General features: G+C 72.3%; 17 protein-coding genes. 5 read left to right on the top strand and 12 right to left on the bottom strand.

Annotation, left to right across the window (positions count from 1 at the left end):
* Positions 1-37: 37 nt before the first annotated feature.
* On the bottom strand, positions 38-3568 hold the full coding sequence (gene dnaE / locus E1289_RS22045; protein WP_131983105.1) for a DNA polymerase III subunit alpha: 3531 nt from the start codon (positions 3566-3568) through the stop codon (positions 38-40).
* Positions 3569-3694: 126 nt separating this feature from the next.
* Entirely contained in the window at positions 3695-4546 is an 852-nt protein-coding gene (locus tag E1289_RS22040) for an AraC family transcriptional regulator (protein ID WP_131983103.1), read from the bottom strand.
* 269 nt (positions 4547-4815) lie between these two features.
* Between E1289_RS22040 and E1289_RS22035 the strand changes: the two genes are divergently transcribed.
* From E1289_RS22035 to E1289_RS22025, 3 genes are read left to right on the top strand one after another with little or no spacing between them, the layout of a single operon-like run.
* Positions 4816-5184, top strand: coding sequence for a chorismate mutase (locus E1289_RS22035; protein WP_131983101.1), 369 nt, complete (start codon positions 4816-4818; stop codon positions 5182-5184).
* 56 nt (positions 5185-5240) lie between these two features.
* Entirely contained in the window at positions 5241-5993 is a 753-nt protein-coding gene (locus tag E1289_RS22030) for an AzlC family ABC transporter permease (protein WP_131983099.1), read from the top strand.
* Positions 5990-6301, top strand: a complete 312-nt coding sequence (locus E1289_RS22025; RefSeq protein ID WP_131983097.1) for an AzlD domain-containing protein — start codon at positions 5990-5992, stop codon at positions 6299-6301. Before E1289_RS22030 ends, E1289_RS22025 begins: the two co-directional genes overlap by 4 nt.
* Positions 6302-6347: 46 nt before the next feature.
* On the opposite strand, the gene E1289_RS22020 is transcribed toward E1289_RS22025, so the two are convergent.
* The 3 genes from E1289_RS22020 to E1289_RS39720 are packed head-to-tail and all read right to left on the bottom strand — an operon-like array spanning position 6348 to position 8283.
* Positions 6348-7280 carry an RluA family pseudouridine synthase gene (locus E1289_RS22020; protein ID WP_131983095.1) on the bottom strand — a complete coding sequence of 311 codons (933 nt, stop codon included), beginning with the start codon at positions 7278-7280 and terminating at the stop codon, positions 6348-6350.
* Positions 7280-7924, bottom strand: coding sequence for a signal peptidase II (gene lspA / locus E1289_RS22015; RefSeq protein WP_131983093.1), 645 nt, complete (start codon positions 7922-7924; stop codon positions 7280-7282). The genes E1289_RS22020 and lspA overlap by 1 nt, the downstream gene beginning before the upstream one ends.
* Positions 7897-8283: a TraR/DksA family transcriptional regulator gene (locus E1289_RS39720; RefSeq protein WP_243713052.1), complete on the bottom strand. Its 387-nt coding sequence runs from the start codon at positions 8281-8283 to the stop codon at positions 7897-7899. Before E1289_RS39720 ends, lspA begins: the two co-directional genes overlap by 28 nt.
* An 833-nt stretch (positions 8284-9116) precedes the next feature.
* On the opposite strand from E1289_RS39720, the gene ileS reads away from it, so the two are divergent.
* Complete coding sequence (ileS, locus tag E1289_RS22000; protein ID WP_207929082.1) at positions 9117-12284, top strand: isoleucine--tRNA ligase; 3168 nt, start codon at positions 9117-9119, stop codon at positions 12282-12284.
* Between the two features lie 154 nt (positions 12285-12438).
* Positions 12439-13065: a DUF1707 domain-containing protein gene (locus tag E1289_RS21995; protein ID WP_131983132.1), complete on the top strand. Its 627-nt coding sequence runs from the start codon at positions 12439-12441 to the stop codon at positions 13063-13065.
* Positions 13066-13077: 12 nt separating this feature from the next.
* Here the strand turns inward: E1289_RS21995 and E1289_RS21990 are convergent, their stop codons facing one another.
* The 7 genes from E1289_RS21990 to ftsZ all read right to left on the bottom strand — a co-directional run bounded on the left by E1289_RS21990 (position 13078) and on the right by ftsZ (position 19312).
* On the bottom strand, positions 13078-14283 hold the full coding sequence (locus E1289_RS21990) for a hypothetical protein (protein ID WP_131983087.1): 1206 nt from the start codon (positions 14281-14283) through the stop codon (positions 13078-13080).
* Positions 14284-14421: 138 nt separating this feature from the next.
* Positions 14422-15321, bottom strand: a complete 900-nt coding sequence (locus E1289_RS21985; RefSeq protein ID WP_131983085.1) for a DivIVA domain-containing protein — start codon at positions 15319-15321, stop codon at positions 14422-14424.
* A 56-nt stretch (positions 15322-15377) separates the two neighbouring features.
* Positions 15378-15674 (bottom strand): YggT family protein, encoded by a 297-nt coding sequence (locus E1289_RS21980; protein ID WP_131983083.1) that lies wholly within the window; start codon positions 15672-15674, stop codon positions 15378-15380.
* A gap of 22 nt (positions 15675-15696) precedes the next feature.
* Positions 15697-16233: a cell division protein SepF gene (sepF, locus tag E1289_RS21975; RefSeq protein ID WP_131983081.1), complete on the bottom strand. Its 537-nt coding sequence runs from the start codon at positions 16231-16233 to the stop codon at positions 15697-15699.
* Positions 16234-16344: 111 nt separating this feature from the next.
* Complete coding sequence (locus E1289_RS21970; RefSeq protein WP_131983079.1) at positions 16345-17076, bottom strand: YggS family pyridoxal phosphate-dependent enzyme; 732 nt, start codon at positions 17074-17076, stop codon at positions 16345-16347.
* A complete protein-coding gene (pgeF, locus tag E1289_RS21965) occupies positions 17073-17801 on the bottom strand; it encodes a peptidoglycan editing factor PgeF (RefSeq protein WP_131983077.1) in 729 nt (242 codons plus the stop codon). Before pgeF ends, E1289_RS21970 begins: the two co-directional genes overlap by 4 nt.
* Positions 17798-19312 carry a cell division protein FtsZ gene (gene ftsZ, locus E1289_RS21960; RefSeq protein ID WP_131983075.1) on the bottom strand — a complete coding sequence of 505 codons (1515 nt, stop codon included), beginning with the start codon at positions 19310-19312 and terminating at the stop codon, positions 17798-17800. Before ftsZ ends, pgeF begins: the two co-directional genes overlap by 4 nt.
* Between the last annotated feature and the right edge of the window lie 329 nt (positions 19313-19641).

Below are 19641 nucleotides of genomic sequence, written 5' to 3'. Positions count from 1 at the left end.
CGATCTCCTTCGGCTGGGTGCGCGGGGCTGTCGAGGGTCAGCCTAGGCAGGACGGGCCTAGGAGTTGCTTCAGGTCGCCCATCAGGGCTGGGGACGGGGCCACTCGTAGGCGGTCGTCCAGGCGGACGACCGTGGTGCGCGGGCCGTTCTGCACGTGCAGGTGGACCTCGGCGGTGCCGGGATGGGTGATCAGCACCTCCTTCAGCCGCGACACCGTCGGCGGCGTGCAGCGGCCGAGCGGCATCGTGACCGAGAACGGCCCGGACGCGTCGGTGACCGACAGGTCCGGCTGGGTGACCTCCATCGCGATGATCTTCGCTACGTCCTCGCGGCGGTCCAGCCTCCCCTTGACGACCAGGATCGCGTCCTCGGCGAGCAGGGTGGAGCACAGCTGGTACGACGACGGGAAGCACAGCACCTCGATGGAGCCGGCGAGGTCCTCCAGCTGGAACATCGCCCACGAGTTGCCCTGCTTGGTGACCTTGCGCTGGAGCCCCGACAGCAGGCCCGCCACGATCACGACCTGGCCGTCCGGCCGCTCCCCCTCGTTCAGGGCGGCGATCGCGCAGTCGGCCTCGCGCTCCAGGATGTGCTCCACGCCGAGGAGCGGGTGGTCGGACACGTACAGGCCGAGCATCTCCCGCTCGAACGCGAGGAGGGTGGTCTTGTCCCAGTCGTCGCCGTCGGGGATCGTCACGGCGAACGCGTCGTCGCCGCCGTCCTCCTCCAGCGCCCCGAAGAGGGAGTCCTGGCCGACGGCCTCCTTGCGCTTGATGTCGATGACGGAGTCGATGGCCTGCTCGTGCACCATCAGCAGTGACCTGCGCTTGTGATCGAGCTCGTCGAACGCGCCCGCCTTGATCAGTGACTCCACGACCCGCTTGTTGCACACGATCGGCGGGACCTTGTTGAGGAAGTCGTTGAAGTCGGTGTAGGCGCCCTTCTCCCTGCGGGCCGCGACGATGCCGTCCACCACGTTGGTGCCGACGTTGCGGACGGCCGACAGCCCGAAGCGGATCTCGGTGTCGCCGAGCGGCGTGAAGTCGGCCTCGGAGGTGTTGACGTCCGGCGGCAGGACGGTCAGGCCCATCCGGCGGCACTCGCTCAGGTAGAGGGCGCTCTTGTCCTTGTCGTCGCCGACGGAGGTCAGCAGGGCGGCCATGTACTCGGCCGGGTAGTTCGCCTTGAGGTAGGCCGTCCAGTAGGAGACCAGGCCGTAGGCGGCGGAGTGCGCCTTGTTGAACGCGTAGTCGGAGAACGGGACGAGGATGTCCCACAGCGTCTTGACGGCCTCCTTGGAGAAGCCGTTGTCGAGCATGCCCTTCTCGAAGCCGACGAACTGGGCGTCCAGCTCGGCCTTCTTCTTCTTGCCCATGACGCGGCGGAGCAGGTCCGCCTTGCCGAGCGTGTACCCCGCCACCTTCTGCGCGATCGCCATGACCTGCTCCTGGTAGACGATCAGGCCGTAGGTGGTGTCGAGGATCTCCCTGAGCGGCTCCTCCAGCTCCGGGTGGATCGGGGTGATCTCCTGCTGGCCGTTCTTGCGGAGCGCGTAGTTGGTGTGGGAGTTGGCGCCCATCGGGCCCGGCCGGTACAGGGCGCCCACGGCGGAGATGTCCTCGAAGTTGTCCGGCTTCATCAGCCGCAGCAGCGAGCGCATCGGGCCGCCGTCGAACTGGAACACGCCGAGGGTGTCGCCGCGGGCGAGCAGGTCGTAGGTCGGCTGGTCGTCCAGCGGGAGGTCGAGCAGGTTGACCTCGGTGCCCTTGTTCTTCTTGATCCCCTGGAGCGCGTCGTCGATGATCGTGAGGTTGCGCAGGCCCAGGAAGTCCATCTTCAGCAGGCCGAGCGTCTCGCAGGTCGGGTAGTCGAACTGCGTGATGATGGCGCCGTCGGCGTCCCGCCGCATGATCGGGATGTGGTCGGTGATCGTCTCACCGGACATGATGACGCCGGCGGCGTGCACGCCGGTCTGCCGGATCAGCCCCTCCAGGCCCTGCGCCAGGTCCATGATCTGCTTGACGTCGGTCTCTTCCTCGTACAGCTTGCGCAGCTCGCCCGCCTCGCCGTAGCGGGGGTGCTTGTCGTCGAAGATCCCCGACAGCGGGATGTCCTTGCCCATGACGGTGGGCGGGAACGCCTTGGAGATCCGGTCGCCGAGCGCGTACGGGAAGCCGAGGACGCGGCCGGCGTCCTTGATGGCGGCCTTCGCCTTGATGGTGCCGAAGGTGGCGATGAAGGAGACCTTGTCGGCGCCCCACTTCTCCGTCGTGTACTTGATGACCTCGGCCCGCCGGTCTTCAGGGAAGTCGATGTCGATGTCGGGCATGGACGCGCGCTCGGGGTTCAGGAACCGCTCGAAGATCAGCCCGTGCGGGATCGGGTCGAGGTCGGTGATGCCCATCGCGTACGCGATCAGCGAGCCCGCGGCGCTGCCCCGCCCCGGCCCGACGAGGATGCCGTTCTCCTTCGCCCAGTTGATGAAGTCGGCGACGACGAGGAAGTAGGACGGGTACCCCTTGCCGAGGATGACGCCCATCTCGTACTCGGCCTGCTCGCGGTACCCCTCCGGCAGGCCGCCGGGGAAGCGGCGCTCCAGGCCCTTCCAGACCTCCTTGCGGAACCAGGTCTCCTCCGTCTCGCCCTCCGGGACGGGGAAGCGGGGCATGAGGTCCTTGGACTCGAACATGCCGGCCGGGTCGACCCGCTCGGCGATCATGAGGGTGTTGCGGCACCCCTCGGCCCAGATGTCGGACGAGTCGATCGTGCGCATCTCCTCGGCCGTCTTGATGTAGTAGCCGCTGCCGTTGAAGCGGAACCGGTCGGGATCGGCCAGCTGCTTGCCCACCTGGACGCACAGCAGCGCGTCGTGCGCGGTGGCCTCGGACTCGTGCGTGTAGTGCGAGTCGTTGGTGACCACCGGCGGGATGTTCAGCTTCCTGCCGATGTCGATCAGGCCCTGGCGGACCCGCCGCTCGATGTCGAGGCCGTGGTCCATCAGCTCCAGGAAGTAGTTGTCCTTGCCGAGGATGTCCTGGAACGTGGCCGCCGCCTTCAGCGCCTCGTCGAACTGGCCGAGCCGCAGCCGGGTCTGCACCTTGCCGGACGGGCAGCCGGTCGTGGCCATCAGGCCCTCGGCGTGCTCGGCGAGCAGTTCCTCGTCCATGCGGGCGTACTTGAAGACGAACCCCTCGGTGTACGCGCGGCTCGACAGCTTGAAAAGGTTGTGCAGGCCCGTCCTGTTCCGCGCCCACAGCGTCTTGTGGTTGATCAGGCCGCCGCCGGAGACGTCGTCGCGCTTCTGGCTCGGCTCACCCCACTGGACCTTCTTCTTGTGGAACCGGGACTCGGGCGCCATGTACGCCTCGATCCCGATCACGGGTGTGACCCCGGCCGCCGTCGCCTGCCTGTGGAAGTCGTAGGCGCCGTGCATGTTGCCGTGGTCGGTCATGGCGATCGCGGGCATCTGCTGCCGCTCGACCTCGTCGAACATCTGCTTCAGGCGGGCGGCTCCGTCGAGCATGGAGTACTCCGTATGAACATGCAGGTGAACGAAAGAGTCGGGCATGCCTGGTGCGCCTCCTGCTCATCGCATGCGAACGCCCACGTGCCCGGCGGCACGTGTCGCGCGATCGGTCCCGGGGGAAGATCGTCAACCCGGGCCGGGGCGCCGGGATGACGCGGTGCGAAGAGCCTAACCCGCCTCCCGCGGCCCCCGCGCCCCGACGCGCCCAATCCCCCGGGCACTACGGTAGGCACCCGGAGGGACACCCAGGGTGCGCTTGAAGTGGCGGGTCAGGTGGGCCTGGTCGGCGAACCCGGTGCGGGCCGCGACGTCGGCCGGGGCCAGGCCCTCGTCCAGCAGGGCGCGCGCCGCGCGCACCCGCACCTGGTTCAGGTAGGCGTGCGGCGGCAGGCCGAAGGTGTCGCGGAACGCCCGCAGCAGCGGGAACGGGCGGGTCCCGACGGCCTCGGCCAGCCGGTCCAGTGACGGCGGGTCGACCAGGTTCGCGTGCAGGATGTCGCGGGCCTCGCGCACGGCGGGCGGCATGGCCGCGGACCCGCGGTGCCCCCGGACGCGGGCGTGCCGGGTGAGCAGGCCGGCCAGCGCGGTCCTCAGCAGGGTGGACGCCGCCAGCGCGTCCCCCTTCTCCCCCGCGCGGTGCACGGCGCGCAGCATGTCGGCGGCGGCCGGGTCGTCCAGGACGGGATCGGGGAACGCGGGGGTGCCGGGAGGCGCCCCCAGGTCGGCGGCGACGTCGGTCACCACGTCCACCGGCGGGTACAGCACGCGGTACGCCCAGCCCTCCGGCGTCCCAGCGTGACCGCCGTGGACGACGCCCGGGTTGACGACCACGACCGAGCCGGTCCCGGCGCGCTCGACGCCCGTCCCGAGCTCGAACTCCTCCACGCCCGCCTCGATGACGCCGAACACGTACCCGTCGTGGGTGTGGCGGTTGAACCGGTGCGTCACGAAACGCGCGCGCAGCAGGTCGACGTCCGGCAGCGCCGGATGCCGGTAGTGGTATGCCACCTCGGCCCCCATATCGGGCATCCTATCTGCGTCTCAGTAGGCGAGACGACCTGTCCGCCGTTTGGAGCGGCCGCGGTTCCCGCGTACCATCGGAGCGTGGAACGTCGCCTTTACGGGTTTACGCAGCCGGCTCCGGACGAGCCGGTCGCCGCGACCTGAGCGACGACCCCGGAGCCGGCCAGGCGGAGCCCATCGGGCCCCGCCTTTTCTGTTGAACGGAAGCGGCCCGGGCGCGACATCCCTTGTGCGCGGAAGGCCGCCGCACCAGAGGGAGAACCCGCATGCACGACCAGGTCATCGACGCCGCGGAGCACGGCGCGGCCCGTCCCGTCCCCGGGCCGTCCGGCGAGCTGCGCGTCCCGCTGCCGCCCGCGGGGACCCTCGGCACGCTCGCCGAGGCCAGGGCCGCGATCGACGACCTCGACGCCGCCCTCGCCACGCTGCTGGAGCACCGGGCCGCGCTCGCCGCCGCCGTGCAGCGGCTCAAGCCCGTCGGCGGCTTCGCCGGACGCGACCCCGGCCGGGAGCGGCGGATCGTCGAGGCGATGGCGGTGCGCGCCCCGTCCCTGGGCCCCGACCGCCTCGCCCGCGTGATGAACGCGGTCATCGAGGCCGGGCTCGACGCCGCCGAGGACCGGAGACCGTCATGACGGCGGCGCAAGAACGTTCAAGAACGCGGCCGGGCCGGGACCGTAGCGTCGGCCCCATGAGTGCTACCGGGACCGAGGAGGTGGCCGGGGCGGACGATTCCGCCCGCGGGGCCGCGGTGCGGGACGGGCTGGGCGTGGGGCTCGCCGTCGGGGTGTCCGGGCTCGCGTTCGGCGCGGCGGCGGTCACGGCCGGCCTCACCGTCGCCCAGGCGTGCGTGCTGAGCCTGCTCGCGTTCACCGGCGCGTCGCAGTTCGCGCTGGCCGGGGTGATCGGCGGGGGCGGCGGGCTCGTCGCCGGGACGCTCGGCGCGGTCCTGCTCGGCGGGCGCAACACCCTGTACGGGATGCGCCTCGCGCGCATGCTGGACGTGCGGGGCTGGCGCCGGCTGGCCACCGCGCACGTCGTCATCGACGAGACCACCGCCGTCGCGACCGCGCAGCGCGGGCGGACGGCGGCGCGCGCGGGTTTCTACACCACGGCGATCAGCCTCTACCTGACCTGGAACGCCACGACGCTGCTGGGCGCGGCCGGAGCGGCACGGCTGGGCGACCCGGAGGCCATCGGGCTGGACGTGCTCGGCCCCGCGGCCTTCCTGGCGCTGCTGTGGCCCCGGCTCTTCCCGGCTCGTTCGGGGGCTGCGGGGGGGCGCCCCCCCGCGGCGGGCACGGGACGGCCGGAGGTGCGGGTGGCGCTGGCCGCCGCGGTGATCGCGCTCGCGGCGACGCCTTTGCTGCCGCCGGGCGTACCGGTCATGCTGGCCGCCGTCGCCGCGGTGCCGGCCCTGCTCAGCAGGGAGGAGAAGGCGTGAGCGTGTGGATCGCGGTGATCGCCACCGGGCTGGGCTGCTACGCGCTCAAGCTCGGCGGGCTCGTCACCCCGCAGTCGGTCCTGGCGGACCCGCGGGTCCGCCGGTTCACCGAGCTCGTCCCGGTGGCGCTGCTGACCGCGCTGATCGCCGTGCAGGCGCTGGCCGACGGCCGGTCCCTGGACTTCGACGCCGCCCGGATGGCGGGCCTGGGCGCGGCCGTGGGGGCGCTGCTGCTGCGTGCCCCGTTCCTGGTGGTGCTGGTCGTGGCGGCGGGGGTCGCGGCCGGGCTGCGCCTGCTCGGCGCGTGACCTGCCCGGCGCGTGACCTGCCCCCGCGTGTGGCCTGCCCGCGTGCTCAGGACTCCGACTGGACGATCTCCAGCGCGCGGGCCAGGTCGTCCGGGTAGGGGCTCTGGAACTCCACCCACTCGCCGCCGGTCGGGTGCTCGAAGCCCAGCTTGACCGCGTGCAGCCACTGCCGTTTCAGGCCGAGCCGGGCCGCGAGGGTCGGGTCGGCGCCGTACGCCAGGTCGGCCACGCACGGATGCCGGATCGCGGCCATGTGCACGCGGATCTGGTGCGTGCGGCCCGTCTCCAGGTCGATGTCGAGCAGCGTGGCCGCCCGGAACGCCTCGACGGTGTCGTAGTGCGTGACCGACGGCTTGCCGCCCGCCACGACCGCGAACCGGCCGTCGCCGGACGGATGCCGGTCGATGGGCGCGTCGACCGTCCCGCGGAACGGGTCGGGATGGCCCTGGACCAGCGCCCGGTAGCGCTTGTCGACACGGCGCTCCTTGAACGCGCGCTTCAGCCGGGAGTAGGCGACCTCGCTCTTGGCCACGGCCATCGCGCCGGTGGTGTTGGCGTCCAGCCGGTGCACGATGCCCTGCCGCTCGGACGCGCCGCTGGTCGCGATCGTGTGCCCCGCTCCGAGCAGCCCGCCGAGGACCGTCGGGCCGGTCCAGCCGGTGGTCGGGTGCGCGGCGACGCCGATCGGCTTGTTCACCACGACGATGTCGTCGTCCTCGTACAGGACGGACATCCCGGGGACCGGTTCGGCGACCGGCGCGGGCGGTGCGGGCGGCGGCGGGAGCGTGACCTCCAGCCAGGCGCCGGCGTGCAGCCGCTCAGACTTGGTGGCCACGGCGGCGCCGTCCAGGAAGACGTCCCCGGCGGCGACGATGTCGGCGGCGCTGCCCCGCGACACCCCGAACAGCCGCGCCAGGGCGGCGTCGACCCGCTCCCCCTCCAGCCCGTCCGGGACGTGGAGGCTGCGCACCTCCCCCATCAGGACTTCTCCTCCGGCGCGGGCACGTCCCCGGGCTCCTCGCCCTTCGCGTCGTCGCCCTTGCCGTCCTCGTCCTCGTCCTTGCCGGGGAGGCGGGTGCCGTCGATCTGCAGCCCGCGCGCCGCGAGCAGGACGGCCAGGAAGCCGCCGCAGACGATCGCCGAGTCGGCCAGGTTGAACACCGGGAAGTTCGGCACCTGGATCCAGTCGACGACGTGGCCCTTCAGCGGCGCGGGGGCCCGCAGCAGCCGGTCGACGAGGTTGCCGACCGCGCCGCCGAGCAGCAGGCCCAGGCAGATCGCCCAGGGCAGGCTCCGCAGGTTGCGGGCGGTGCGCAGGATCGCCACCACCACGCCGATGGCGATGAGGGTGAAGATGACCGTGTAGCCGGTGCCGATGGAGAACGCGGCGCCGCTGTTGCGGGTCTCGCGCAGGGTCAGCAGCCCGCCGAGCAGCCGGATCGGGTCGCGGTCCTGCAGCGTCGCCACCACGACGATCTTGGTCACGATGTCGGCGGCCAGCGCGGCGAGCGCCACGGTGACCAGCACGCCGACGCGGCGCGGCCGAGGAGATCCCGTGGACTCCCCGGCCTCGCCCTCTGGGTTCGTTTGGTCGATCAGCGACGTTCCTCGCGTTGTTTGCATGTCACACACAGGGTCGCACGCGGGAAGACCTGGAGCCGCGCCTTGCCGATCGGCCTGGTGCAGGACTCGCAGATTCCGTACGTGCCGGCGTCCATCCGCTGGACGGCCCGCTCGATCTGGGCGAGCAGGTCCTGTGAATTGTAGGCCAGTGCGAGCTCGTGTTCGCGCGCGTACGTCTTGGCGCCCGCGTCGGCCTGGTCGTCGCCGGCGCCGTCGCTGGAGTCGCCTTCGGCGATCTGGCTCGCGGACGCGGCGATCTCCGCGCGCAGCGTCTCGATCTGCTCCCGCAGCCCGGCCCGGACCTCGGCGAGCTCGACGGCCGTCCACTGGTGCTCCCCCTCGCGGACCGGCAGTTCCACCGCCGGGGCCCGACCGTCCCCCCGGCCGTCCCCCCGGTCGCCGGCGGCACCGTCCGCCGCGGCGCCCCCGGCCTTGCCGCGCTTCGCGGGGGCGCGCCCGGCCGCGGACCCGCCCGGTTTCGCGGCCGGGCCCTTCGCGGCGGGCGTCGTCGACGCGGCCGGCCCCGGTCCCGGCTCCCCGGCGGGCTGCTCCTCGGCGGGCGCCTTCGCAGGCGGCTTCTCGGCGGGCAGCTGCTCAGCAGGCAGCTTCTCGGCGGGCAGCTTGTCAGCAGGCAGGGTGCCCTTCCTCGCGCCGGCCATGTCGGCCCCCCTCGCGCTGGTCGCCTCGACGGGCAGTGCGGGCAGCATAAGTCCCCTTTCTCGGACACGGCAAACAACCTGGGCAGCGTTACCGACCGCTTATGCCCCGGCACCGATCGCCCGGAAACCCCAGGACACCGCACGAGATCGCAAAGGAACGACACCGCCCCCCACAGCGGGCAAGGGCGGCACGGGAAACGGGAAGAGGACCCGCCCCCGCGTGCGTTACAGTCGGGGCAGGCAGAAGGCAGGCGCTGATGGGGACACCTGCCGCCGCACGCAGCCATGAGCGACCCGGGGACGGTGCGAGCCCGGGGGCGAGCCCGGCGGTCAGATCACCCCTGAGCCGCCGGAAGAACGGCCCCGGGCACGGTCCGCGGGCCAAGTAGACCCGGCAGCCGAGGCTGAACGAAGCGGACCGCGCCGTTCCGGCGGGGTCAAGGAGGGTGGTACCGCGGGGCCGCTCGGTCGATCCGGGCACGCGCCTCGTCCCTCCGGTCAACGTGGTCACGTCGATCCGGAGGTCCGCCATCGTGAGCCGAGGTTTTCGGCCGCTTCCCGCGCAGGTCGATCTGCCCGCCCTGGAGCGGGACATGCTGCGCCGCTGGCAGGAGGACAAGGTCTTCGAGCGGTCGCTGGAGCGCACCGCGTCGGGTCCCCGCTGGGTGTTCTACGAGGGCCCGCCGACCGCCAACGGCATGCCGGGCGTCCACCACGTCGAGGCGCGCGTGTTCAAGGACGTCTTCCCGCGCTTCAAGACCATGAAGGGCTACCACGTCCCCCGGAAGGCCGGCTGGGACTGCCACGGCCTGCCCGTCGAGGTCGCCGTGGAGAAGGAACTCGGCCTCACCGGCAAGAAGGACATCGAGGAGTACGGCGTCGCGGAGTTCAACGACCGCTGCCGCGAATCGGTCCTGCGCCACGTGGACGCGTTCGAAGAGATGACCGAGCGCATGGGCTACTGGGTCAACACCGACCAGGCGTACCGCACGATGGACCCCGAGTACGTCGAGGCGGTCTGGTGGTCGCTCAAGCAGGTGTTCGACAAGGGCCTGCTGTTCCGCGACTACCGCATCACGCCGTACTGCCCCCGCTGCGGGACGGGCCTGTCCGACCATGAACTGGGCCAGCCCGGCGCCTACGAGGAGGTGTCCAGCCCGTCGGTGTACGTGCGGATGCCCGTGACGTCCGGCCCTCTCGCCGAGCTGGACGCCGCGCTGCTCATCTGGACGACGACGCCGTGGACGCTGGTCTCCAACACCGCCGTCGCCGTCCATCCCGACGTCACCTACGTCGCCGCCAGGCCCGCAGGCTCCGACGAGGTCCTCGTCGTGGCCGAGCCCCTCCTCGGCAAGGTGCTCGGCGAGGACGCGGAACGACTCGCCACGTACCAGGGAGGCGAACTGGAGCGCACCACCTACCGGCGGCCGTTCGACCTGGTCGACATCCCCGACGCGCACTACGTCGTCCTGGGCGACTACGTCACCGTCGAGGACGGCACGGGCCTCGTCCACCAGGCACCCGCGTTCGGCGGCGACGACATGACCGTCTGCAAGAGCTACGGGATGCCGGTCGTCAACCCGATCGGGCCCGACGGGCGCTTCCTGCCGGAGGTGCCGCTGGTCGGCGGCAAGTTCTTCAAGGACGCCGACGAACCGCTCACCGACGACCTCCGCGGGCGGGGACTGCTGTTCCGCGGCGGGCACTTCGAGCACAGCTACCCCCACTGCTGGCGCTGCCACACCCCGCTGCTGTACTACGCGCTGCCCGCCTGGTACATCCGCACCACCCAGATCAAGGACCGGCTCCTTGAGGAGAACGAGAAGACCAACTGGTACCCCGAGACGGTCAAGCACGGCCGGTACGGGGAGTGGCTGCGCAACAACGTCGACTGGTCCCTGTCGCGCAGCCGCTACTGGGGCACTCCCCTGCCCCTGTGGGTCTGCGACGACGACCACGTCACCTGCGTCGGGTCCCTCAAGGAACTGGGCGAGCTCACCGGCGGCGACATGTCGACGCTCGACCCCCATCGCCCCTACGTCGACGACATCACGTTCTCCTGCCCCCAGTGCGGGACGGAAGCGCGCCGTGTCCCCGACGTCATCGACGCCTGGTACGACTCCGGGTCGATGCCGTTCGCGCAGTGGGGCGCCCCGCACCGCAACAACGAGGTCTTCGAGAACTCCTACCCCGCCCAGTACATCTGCGAGGCGCAGGATCAGACCCGCGGCTGGTTCTACTCCCTCATGGCCGTGGGCACGCTCGTCTTCGACAGGTCGTCCTACGAGAACGTCGTGTGCCTCGGGCTGATCCTCGCCGAGGACGGCCGCAAGATGAGCAAGCACCTCGGCAATGTGCTGCGGCCCATCCCGCTGATGGACCAGCACGGCGCCGACGCCGTCCGCTGGTTCATGGCCGCCAGCGGCCTGCCCTGGGCGTCCCGCCGCGTCGGCCACGGCGCCCTGGAGGAGATCGTCCGGAAGGTCCTCCTGACCTACTGGAACACCGCGTCGTTCTTCGTCCTGTACGCCAACGCGGCACAGGCGCAGGGCCGCGCGTGGACGCCCGACCGCCGCGCCGAGGCGCCCGCCCCGGCCGACCGCCCCCTGCTGGACCGCTGGGCGCTCGCCGAACTGCACCGCACGGTCCGCGAGGTCGACGCCGCCCTGGAGGACTTCGACACCGCCCGCGCCGGCCGGTTCCTCTCCCAGTTCGTCGACGACCTGTCCAACTGGTACGTGCGCCGCTCCCGCCGCCGCTTCTGGGAGGGCCCCGAGACCCCCGACGGCTCGGCCGCCTTCGCGACCCTCTACGAGTGCCTGGAGACCCTCACCCGCCTGATGGCGCCGCTGGTGCCCTTCATCACCGACCACGTGTGGGACGTCATCCGCCCCGCCGACGGCCCCGAGTCGGTGCACCTGGCCGACTGGCCGGTCGTGAACGAGCACGTCCTCGACGACGAGCTGACGGAGCAGATGGCCCTCGTCCGCCGCCTGGTCGAACTGGGCCGCTCGGCCCGCGCCGCCAGCGGCGTCCGCACCCGCCAGCCGCTCGGCCGCGCCCTGGTCGGGGCCGCCGGCTGGTCCGCGCTGCCCGGCCAGCTCCGCGCGCAGATCTCCGAGGAGCTCAACGTCCTCGGCTTCGAGGAGCTCTCCTCGATCGGCGGTGACCTGGTCGAGTACGAGGTGAAGCCCAACTTCCGCGAGCTGGGCAAGCGCTACGCCAAGGACACCCCGAAGGTCGCCAAGGCGATCACGTCCGCCGACCCGGCGGCGCTCGTCCAGGCGCTCCGCGAGGGCGGCGCCGAGGTCCAGGCCGTGGATGTCGGCATGGTTCCGCTCTCGCCCGGCGACGTGATCGTCACCGAGCGCCCGCGCAGCGGCTGGGCGGTGGAGAGCGCCGCCGGCGAGACCGTCGCGCTCGACCTCACCGTCACCCCGGAGCTGCGCCGCGCCGGGCTGGTCCGCGAGGCGATCCGCCTCATCCAGGAGGCCCGCAAGGCCGCGGGCCTGGAGGTCACCGACCGCATCGACCTGTGGTGGGAGGCCACCGGCACCGACCTCGCCGAGGCCCTGCGCGCCCACACCGGCGAGATCGCCGCCGAGGTCCTCGCCCACGCCGTCAACGAGGGCCGGCCCGACGGCCTGGCGGCGACCCGGGACAACGAGCTCGGTTTCACCTACTACATCCGCAAGGCCTGACCGTCCCGGCGCGGCCGCGCCGCCGTGGCCGCCTTCCCGGGCGGCCACGGCGGAGGTGATTGTTGCGACACATCGCGTTTGCCATGATTGGGGGGTGAACCTTCCCGAGCAGCCATCCGCGTCCGAACCCCCCGCGCGCCCGCCGGGCGCGAGCATGCGCGCGTCGGACGCCGATCGTGATCAGGTGGCGGACCGTCTGCGTGAGGCGCTGGCGGAGGGGCGCATCACTCCGGAGGAGCATGCCGAGCGCATCGACATGGTGTACAAGGCGAGGACGTACGCCGATCTTGAGCCGGTGCTCAGTGACCTGCCGGCCGCGGCGGGGCCGCGGGTGGATCTGCGCAAGGAGGTGCGGGTGCCCGCGCCGCCTCCGCCGCAGTCGCCGAACATCGTGGCGGTGTTCGGCGGGGCGGAGCGGAAGGGGCGCTGGCTGGTCGAGCGCAGCACCAATGTGACGTGCATCTTCGCCGGCGTGGACGTGGACTTCCGGCAGGCGGTGCTCAGCCAGGCGGAGGTGACCGTCAACGTCATCTGCGTGTTCGGTGGTGTGGACATCGTGGTGCCGCCCGGGGTCCGGGTGGTGGGGTCCAATGTGGCGATCTTCGGCGGGAACGACCTGCCGGAGGACGACACGGTCGCGCCGGACGCGCCGCTGATCCGGGTGACGGGCGTGACGTTGTTCGGCGGCGTGTCCGTCACGCGCAAGGAACTGGACGGCAAGGGCCGCAAGAACCGGCACGAGGAGCTGCGCCGGCTGCACGAGCGGCGCCACGGCCACTGAGGGCCGCCGCCGTCAGTCGCGGGCGCGCTCGCGGTCGGGCTGGCAGACGAGGCAGGGCGTGCAGCCGCGGGACTTGGCCTCTCCGCGGGACAGCGACTCCAGGTCGTCGGCCTCGTCCCCGATGTCCTCGATGAGGGCGCAGTCGGTGCGGTGGTAGCGCTTGGTGCCGCTGAGGATGCGGACCTGCGGGCCATCGTCGTCGGCTTCGGGGGCCGGCTGCGGCGCAGGGGCGTCCTCGTTCTCGTCGTCGGCGTCGCGGGGCCTCGGGGCCGCGGCCTCCGGGGCGGTGTCGGCCGCCGGAGCCGCGTCGTCGGGCGCGGGTTCCGGGTCGGGGGTGACGTCCGCTGACGCGGAGGCGGGCTCGGCGGGCTCCTCCTCCGCGGCGGGGGCCTTCGGCTCCGGCTCGGCGGGCCGCTGGGGCGTGAAGAGGCTCGCGACCGGCATGTCGGTGAGGGTCGGTCCGGCGGGGCCGGGCGCGGGACGCTCCGGCTCGTCCGCCGGGTCCGGACGCGGGATCTCGGCCGTCTTATCGAACGAGGTGGGCGCGGGCGCCGGGGTGGGCGCCGGCTTGGCGATGCCCGCCAGGCCGCCCTCGGGGCGTTCCGCGCCGGGCTTCGGAGGCGGGGTCCCGTCCTTGCCCGCCGTGCTCGCGTCGGGGGACGCTGGTGCCGACGCCGCGGCGCGCGCCGCCAGTGCGGTGTCGGGCATGCAGGCGGTGCAGGGGCTGAACCCCTCCTCCTTGGCCTCGGCGTAGGTCAACTCTTCGGTCTCGCGTCCGGCGAGCTGGCGGCAGGTGTCGAGGTGGTAGCGCTTGCGACCGCGGACGACGAACACCAGCGCGTCGTCGGGGACGTCGGCCGGCGGGGCGGGGATCTCCACCTCGTCGTCGGCCGGGTCCGCCGCCGGGGCGGTGGCCGCCGGGGCGCTCTTGGCGGTCGCGGTGGACGCGGTGGGCGCAGGCTTCTTGCGCTTGTCCTTCTTGGTCTTCCGGGTCTTGCGGGCGGGCGGCGCCGCGGCGCCCGGGAAGATCTCCTTGCGGCGCAGGAACACCCCGAGGGCCAGGCAGAGCGCCGAGACGATGCTGACCGCGATCGAAATGTAGATCACGAACAGCGCGTCCAGGTTGAAGACCTCCGCGCTGTCTCCGTTGCCGGCGACGATGCCCGCCACGAGCAGGGCGATCGCCACGACCACGAGGACGCCGCTCAGGATGATCACAGGGTTTCTCTCCCTCGTTCAGGCCGCTCGGCTCCCAGCCGGCACGCCCCTGCCGCACTCCTGCCGCGCCGCCGGGATGGCCGCGATGCCATCCTCGGCGCCGACGGTAGGGAAGACACTATCGCCCGCGCCGCCGGTTCAGCGCCGATCGTGCGGCGGGTTGTCGCCTCCGGAGTGGAAGGCCCCGGTGGCCGAGTGCTGCACCTGCTGGTGTTCGGCGGGCGGCGGGAACTGGCCGGGCGCCGGTCCGGTGCCGCCGTTGCGGTTCTCGCCGTGCGGGACGGTGCTCTGCGGGCCCGTCTGCGGCGGGCTCTGCGTCTGGGCGGCGCCCGGGACGGCGGCGAACGCGCCGGTCTCGGTGCTGCCGGCTTCCAGGTCGCGCAGCTGGCCCTCCAGGTAGACCTTCAGGCGGCTGCGGTACTCGCGTTCGAACGCGCGCAGGTTGTCGACCTCGCGCTCGAGCTCCTCGCGCTGCTGCACGAGCGAGCCCATGACCTGGCGGTGGCGCTCCTGCGCGTCGCGGTCGAGGGCTTCGGCGCGCGAGCGGGCCTCGCTGACGATCTGGTCGGCCTGCCGGCGGGCCTTGCCGAGGATCTCCTCGGCCTCGCGGCGGGCGCGGCCGAGCGTCTCGTCGGCCTCCCGGCGGGCGTCGGCGATCGCCTGGTCGGCGGTCTGCTGGGCCAGCGCGAGCACGCGGGCCGCGGTGTCCATGTTGTCCTCGCCGGTGGGCGCGGGGGCCATGCCGAGGCCGCCGAGCACGGGCTCCGGCTCAGGCTGCGGCTGCGGCTCGGGACGCGGCGGCTCGGGGATCTTCTGGACGTCCGGCTTGGGCTCCACGATGGGAGCGGCCATGGCGGGAACCTTGCCGCGCAGGCACTCGGCGAGCTTGGCCCGCAGTTCCTCGTTCTCCTGGATGAGGCGGTCCAGCTCTGCCTCGACCTCGTCGAGGAAGGCGTCCACCTCCTCCTCGTCGTACCCCGGCCTCAGCCTGGTGGTACTGAACTGCTTGTTCCGCACATCGGCGGGTGTCAGCGGCATGTTCTCGTCTCCTTGGCGCGCTTGGAGTATGTCCCAAAGGACGGTATCCGATCCACCTAGGCTCCGCCGAACGCGGAGCCGACGATGATGATCAAGATCCAGACCACAAGGATGAGCACGGTGAAGCTGAGGTCCAGCGCAACGTTACCCAGTCGGATGGGCGGGATGAAGCGTCTAAGGAATTTCAGGGGCGGATCGGTGACGGTATAGGTCGCCTCAGCGATCACCAGCAGGACCCCGGTCGGCTTCCACTGCCGGGCGAAGGACTGCAGGATCTCCAGGATCAGCCTCCCGATCAGGAACAGGAGGAAGAAGTACAGGATCGCCTGCAGAATGGTGCCAACGATGTTCACTGGTTCTCTCGCAAGTGCGCTCTCAGCTCTGGTTGAAGAAGCCTCGTTCGGCCATCCGGGCCTTGTCCTCCGCCGTCACCTCCACGTTGGCGGGTGACAGGAGGAACACCTTGTTCGTAACACGCTCGATGCTCCCGTGCAGGCCGAACACGAGACCTGCCGCGAAGTCGACCAGACGCTTGGCGTCGCTGTCGACCATCTCGGTCAGATTCATGATCACCGGTGTGCCCTCCCGGAAGTGCTCCCCGATGGTCCTCGCCTCGTTGTAGGTCCTCGGGTGCAGCGTAGTGATACGCGCGAGGTCGGTGGTACCGGACTCGTAGAGCGCTACGGAACGCCGCTCTATCGTCGACGTGGAGTGATGGTCGCGTTCGCGGTCCGCGGTCTCGTCCGCTCGGGTAAGCTGGCCGCCGGATTCGTCCTCGCGACGGCGGCCCTGCCCGGTGTCGGCTTCCTCGTCGTAGAGCTCGTAGTCGTCGTAGTCGCCGTACTTGTCGTCGTAGCGGTCGTCCTCCACAAGGCCGAGGTAGACCGCCATCTTGCGCATCGCGCTGGCCATACGCCCCTCCGTGTCCTGTGGCCGCGGCACCGGGCGCATCCGGCGCCGTCGTCGGACTTCCGTCCTTGCGATGTGGCGGCCCGCGTTGCGGCAGGTACCACTGGGGGGACATTACCTGACGATTGCCCGTCGGCCGCCGAGCAACGCCGTACCGACCCGCAGGTGTGTCGCGCCGCACGCGATCGCCTGTTCCAGATCGCCGCTCATACCCGCAGAGACGATCGAGGCGGCCGGATGGTTCCGGCGGAGCCGCCCGGCGACCTCGGCGAGCCGGGCGAAGGCGGGCAGCGGGTCGGCGCCGAGCGGGGCGACGGCCATCACCCCGCCGAGTTCCAGGCCGTCGGCGTCGGCGATCCGGTCCGCGAGCGCGGGGACGTCGCCGGGGTGCACGCCACCTCGTTCCCGCACCTCGGAGGGGGTTCCCTCGTCCAGGGAGACCTGGACGAGGCAGCGCAGCGTGCGGCCGGTGCTGACGGCGGCGTTCGACAGGGCCGTGACGAGCCGGGGCCGGTCGACCGAGTGCACGACGTCGGCGTACCCGGCGACGGCGCGGGCCTTGTTGGTCTGCAGCCGGCCGACGAAGTGCCAGGTGAGGGGGAGGTCGGCGCATGCGTCGGCCTTGGGGCGGGCCTCCTGGTCGCGGTTCTCGCCGACGTCGGTGAGGCCGAGTCCGGCCAGGAGCCGCACATCGGACGCGGGGAAGGTCTTGGTGACGGCGATCAGCGTGATCTCCGACTCGTCCCGGCCGGCGGCGGCGCAGGCGGCGGCGATGCGCGCCCGAACCCCGGCGATGCCTTCGGCGAGTTCAGCCCGGCGCTCCCCGGTCGTGCCGTCGTCGGTCACGCGTCGCCCTTGAGCCAGACGAAGCCGGCGAAGCGGCCGGTGCGGCCGTCGCGGCGGTAGGAGAAGAGGCCCGGGTCCTCGATGGTGCAGCGGGGGTCGACCCGCACCCCGGTCACGCCGTCCGCGGCGAGCTGCTCGACGATGCCGGCGCGGATGTCGAGGCCGGGGGTGCCCCTGGACGTGCTGGAGTACGCGGCGGGGACCACGGCGGCGACCTCGTCCCGCATCGCTTCGGGGACCTCGTAGCAGCGGCCGCACGCGGCCGGGCCGATCGCCGCGGTCATCCGGGCGGGTTCCGCGCCGCGGTCGATCATCGCCTTCACCAGTGCGGGGACGACGCCGGCGGCGGTCCCGGGGCGGCCGGAGTGGGCGGCGCCGACGACCCCGGCGGCGGGGTCGGCGAGCAGGACGGGCGCGCAGTCGGCGACCAGCACGGCGAGCGCGAGGCCGGGAACGTCCGTGACGGTCGCGTCGACGGGGCCGGGAAGATCGGGGGAGGTGGCGAACGCGACGTCGGCGCCGTGCACCTGCCGCATGAAGACGGTGCGTCCGGGGTCGACGCCGAGCGAGCGGGCGGCGAGCCGCCGGTTGTCCAGGACGGCCGCGGGGTCGTCGCCGACCGCGCCGCCCAGGTTGAGGGATGCGTAGGGATCGGGGCTCACGCCGCCGGCCCGTCCGGTGAAGGCGGCGCCGACGCCGTCCCCCAGGGCGACGGTGGTGATCACTTCAGGAAGTCGGGGACGTCGAGGTCGTCGTCCTCGTCGAACACCACGGGACGGCGGCGCTGCCCGGAGGAGGCCGGGCCGCCGCCGTCGTTCTCCCCGGCGTGCACCCGGGAGGGCGTCTGCTCCGAGGGCGGGCGGGGAGCGGGAGTGCGCGAGCCGCCGGACTCTCCCGTGGCCGCGGCGGAGTCCCGGTCGGCGGCCGGACCCGGCTGGGACGCGCCGTCCGGCCGGGCGGGCTCGCCCGCTTCGCCGCGCCCGGCGGGCCGGTCGTCGCGGCCCGGTGCGGCGGGCGGCTGCGCCCGGTCGCTCTCGGGGCGCGGCGGCGCGGCGGCGGACGCGGGCGCCGGCGGCTGCTGCGGCGCGGCGGCGGCCTGCGCCACCGACTGCTGGGGCGGCTGCGGTGCGGACTGCTGGGACGCGGGCTGCGCGGCGGACTGGTGCGCGGCCCCGCCGTCGGACCGCCCGACCCGGCTCGGGATCGGGTTGGCGGCCGCGGGCGGCGGTACCGGACGCGGCGGCGGGGGCAGTCGCTTGCTCTCCGGTTCCGGGGCCGGCTTGACGGGACGGCCCTCGTCAAAACCCGCGGCGATCACCGTCACCCGGACCTCGTCGCCGAGCGCGTCGTCGATGACCGCGCCGAAGATGATGTTCGCGTCGGGCGCGGCGGCGTTGGACACCAGCTGCGCCGCCTCGTTGATCTCGAACAGGCCGAGGTCGGAGCCGCCGGAGATCGACAGCAGCACGCCGTGCGCGCCGTCGATGCTGGCCTCCAGCAGCGGGCTGGAGATCGCCATCTCGGCCGCGGCGACGCTGCGGTCGTCGCCGCGTGCGGAGCCGATGCCCATCAGCGCCGAGCCGGCGCCCGACATGACGGACTTGACGTCGGCGAAGTCCAGGTTGATCAGGCCCGGGGTGGTGATGAGGTCCGTGATGCCCTGCACACCGGACAGGAGCACCTGGTCGGCGGCCTTGAACGCGTCCAGCACGCTGACCTGCCGGTCGGAGATCGACAGCAGCCGGTCGTTGGGGATCACGATGAGCGTGTCGACCTCGTCGCGCAGCGTCTCGATGCCGGCCTCGGCCTGCATCGCGCGGCGCTTGCCCTCGAAGCTGAACGGGCGGGTGACCACGCCGATCGTCAGCGCGCCGAGCGAGCGCGCGATGTTGGCCACCACGGGCGCGCCCCCGGTGCCGGTGCCGCCGCCCTCTCCGGCGGTGACGAACACCATGTCGGCGCCCTTGAGGACCTCTTCGATCTCCTCCCGGTGGTCTTCGGCGGCCTTGCGGCCGACGTCGGGGTTCGCGCCGGCGCCGAGGCCCCGGGTGAGCTCGCGGCCCACGTCCAGTTTCACGTCGGCGTCACTCATCAGCAGCGCCTGGGCGTCCGTGTTGATCGCGATGAACTCGACGCCCTTGAGTCCCTCTTCGATCATCCGGTTGACGGCGTTGACGCCGCCGCCGCCGATACCGACGACCTTGATGACCGCGAGGTAATTCTGCGGTGCTGCCACGACGAGGGGCCTTTCCGCTCTATCCGACCGCCCTGCCCGGTCTGCTGACCGTGCCGCCGCGGTTTCCTGACCTGTGTGCTTTTGCGGGCCGAGCCCGGGCGGGATCCGGCACGCTCGCCGGTCACCCTGAACCCTCACCCTCAACTTGAGGCTTACAGTTATGTCAACCTGAGGACTGATACGGACAGTAGGGCGGCCTTACGGCCAGGGTCAACTAACCTCCCCCCAACTCCACCGGCGTGTCGCACTGGGCACAGATTTGCCCTGGTCGGCGAAGGAGATCTGGTTGTTCCCAAGCCCTGCACGCCGCCCCCTCCCGCCGCCCGCAT

Source organism: Actinomadura sp. 6K520 (assembly GCF_004349245.1).
Classification (GTDB): domain Bacteria; phylum Actinomycetota; class Actinomycetes; order Streptosporangiales; family Streptosporangiaceae; genus Spirillospora.
Note: the sequence above shows the minus strand (reverse complement) of the source record. Positions and strands in the feature narration are given on the sequence as shown.

Bases quoted from the DNA above. Each gene is read 5' to 3' on its own strand.
- dnaE (WP_131983105.1), bottom strand. From the start codon at position 3,568: ATGCCCGACTCTTTCGTTCACCTGCATGTTCATACGGAGTACTCCATG.
- E1289_RS22040 (WP_131983103.1), bottom strand. From the start codon at position 4,546: ATGGGGGCCGAGGTGGCATACCACTACCGGCATCCGGCGCTGCCGGAC.
- E1289_RS22035 (WP_131983101.1), top strand. From the start codon at position 4,816: ATGCACGACCAGGTCATCGACGCCGCGGAGCACGGCGCGGCCCGTCCC.
- E1289_RS22030 (WP_131983099.1), top strand. From the start codon at position 5,241: ATGAGTGCTACCGGGACCGAGGAGGTGGCCGGGGCGGACGATTCCGCC.
- E1289_RS22020 (WP_131983095.1), bottom strand. From the start codon at position 7,280: ATGGGGGAGGTGCGCAGCCTCCACGTCCCGGACGGGCTGGAGGGGGAG.
- lspA (WP_131983093.1), bottom strand. From the start codon at position 7,924: ATGCAAACAACGCGAGGAACGTCGCTGATCGACCAAACGAACCCAGAG.
- E1289_RS21995 (WP_131983132.1), top strand. From the start codon at position 12,439: ATGCGCGCGTCGGACGCCGATCGTGATCAGGTGGCGGACCGTCTGCGT.
- E1289_RS21985 (WP_131983085.1), bottom strand. From the start codon at position 15,321: ATGCCGCTGACACCCGCCGATGTGCGGAACAAGCAGTTCAGTACCACC.
- sepF (WP_131983081.1), bottom strand. From the start codon at position 16,233: ATGGCCAGCGCGATGCGCAAGATGGCGGTCTACCTCGGCCTTGTGGAG.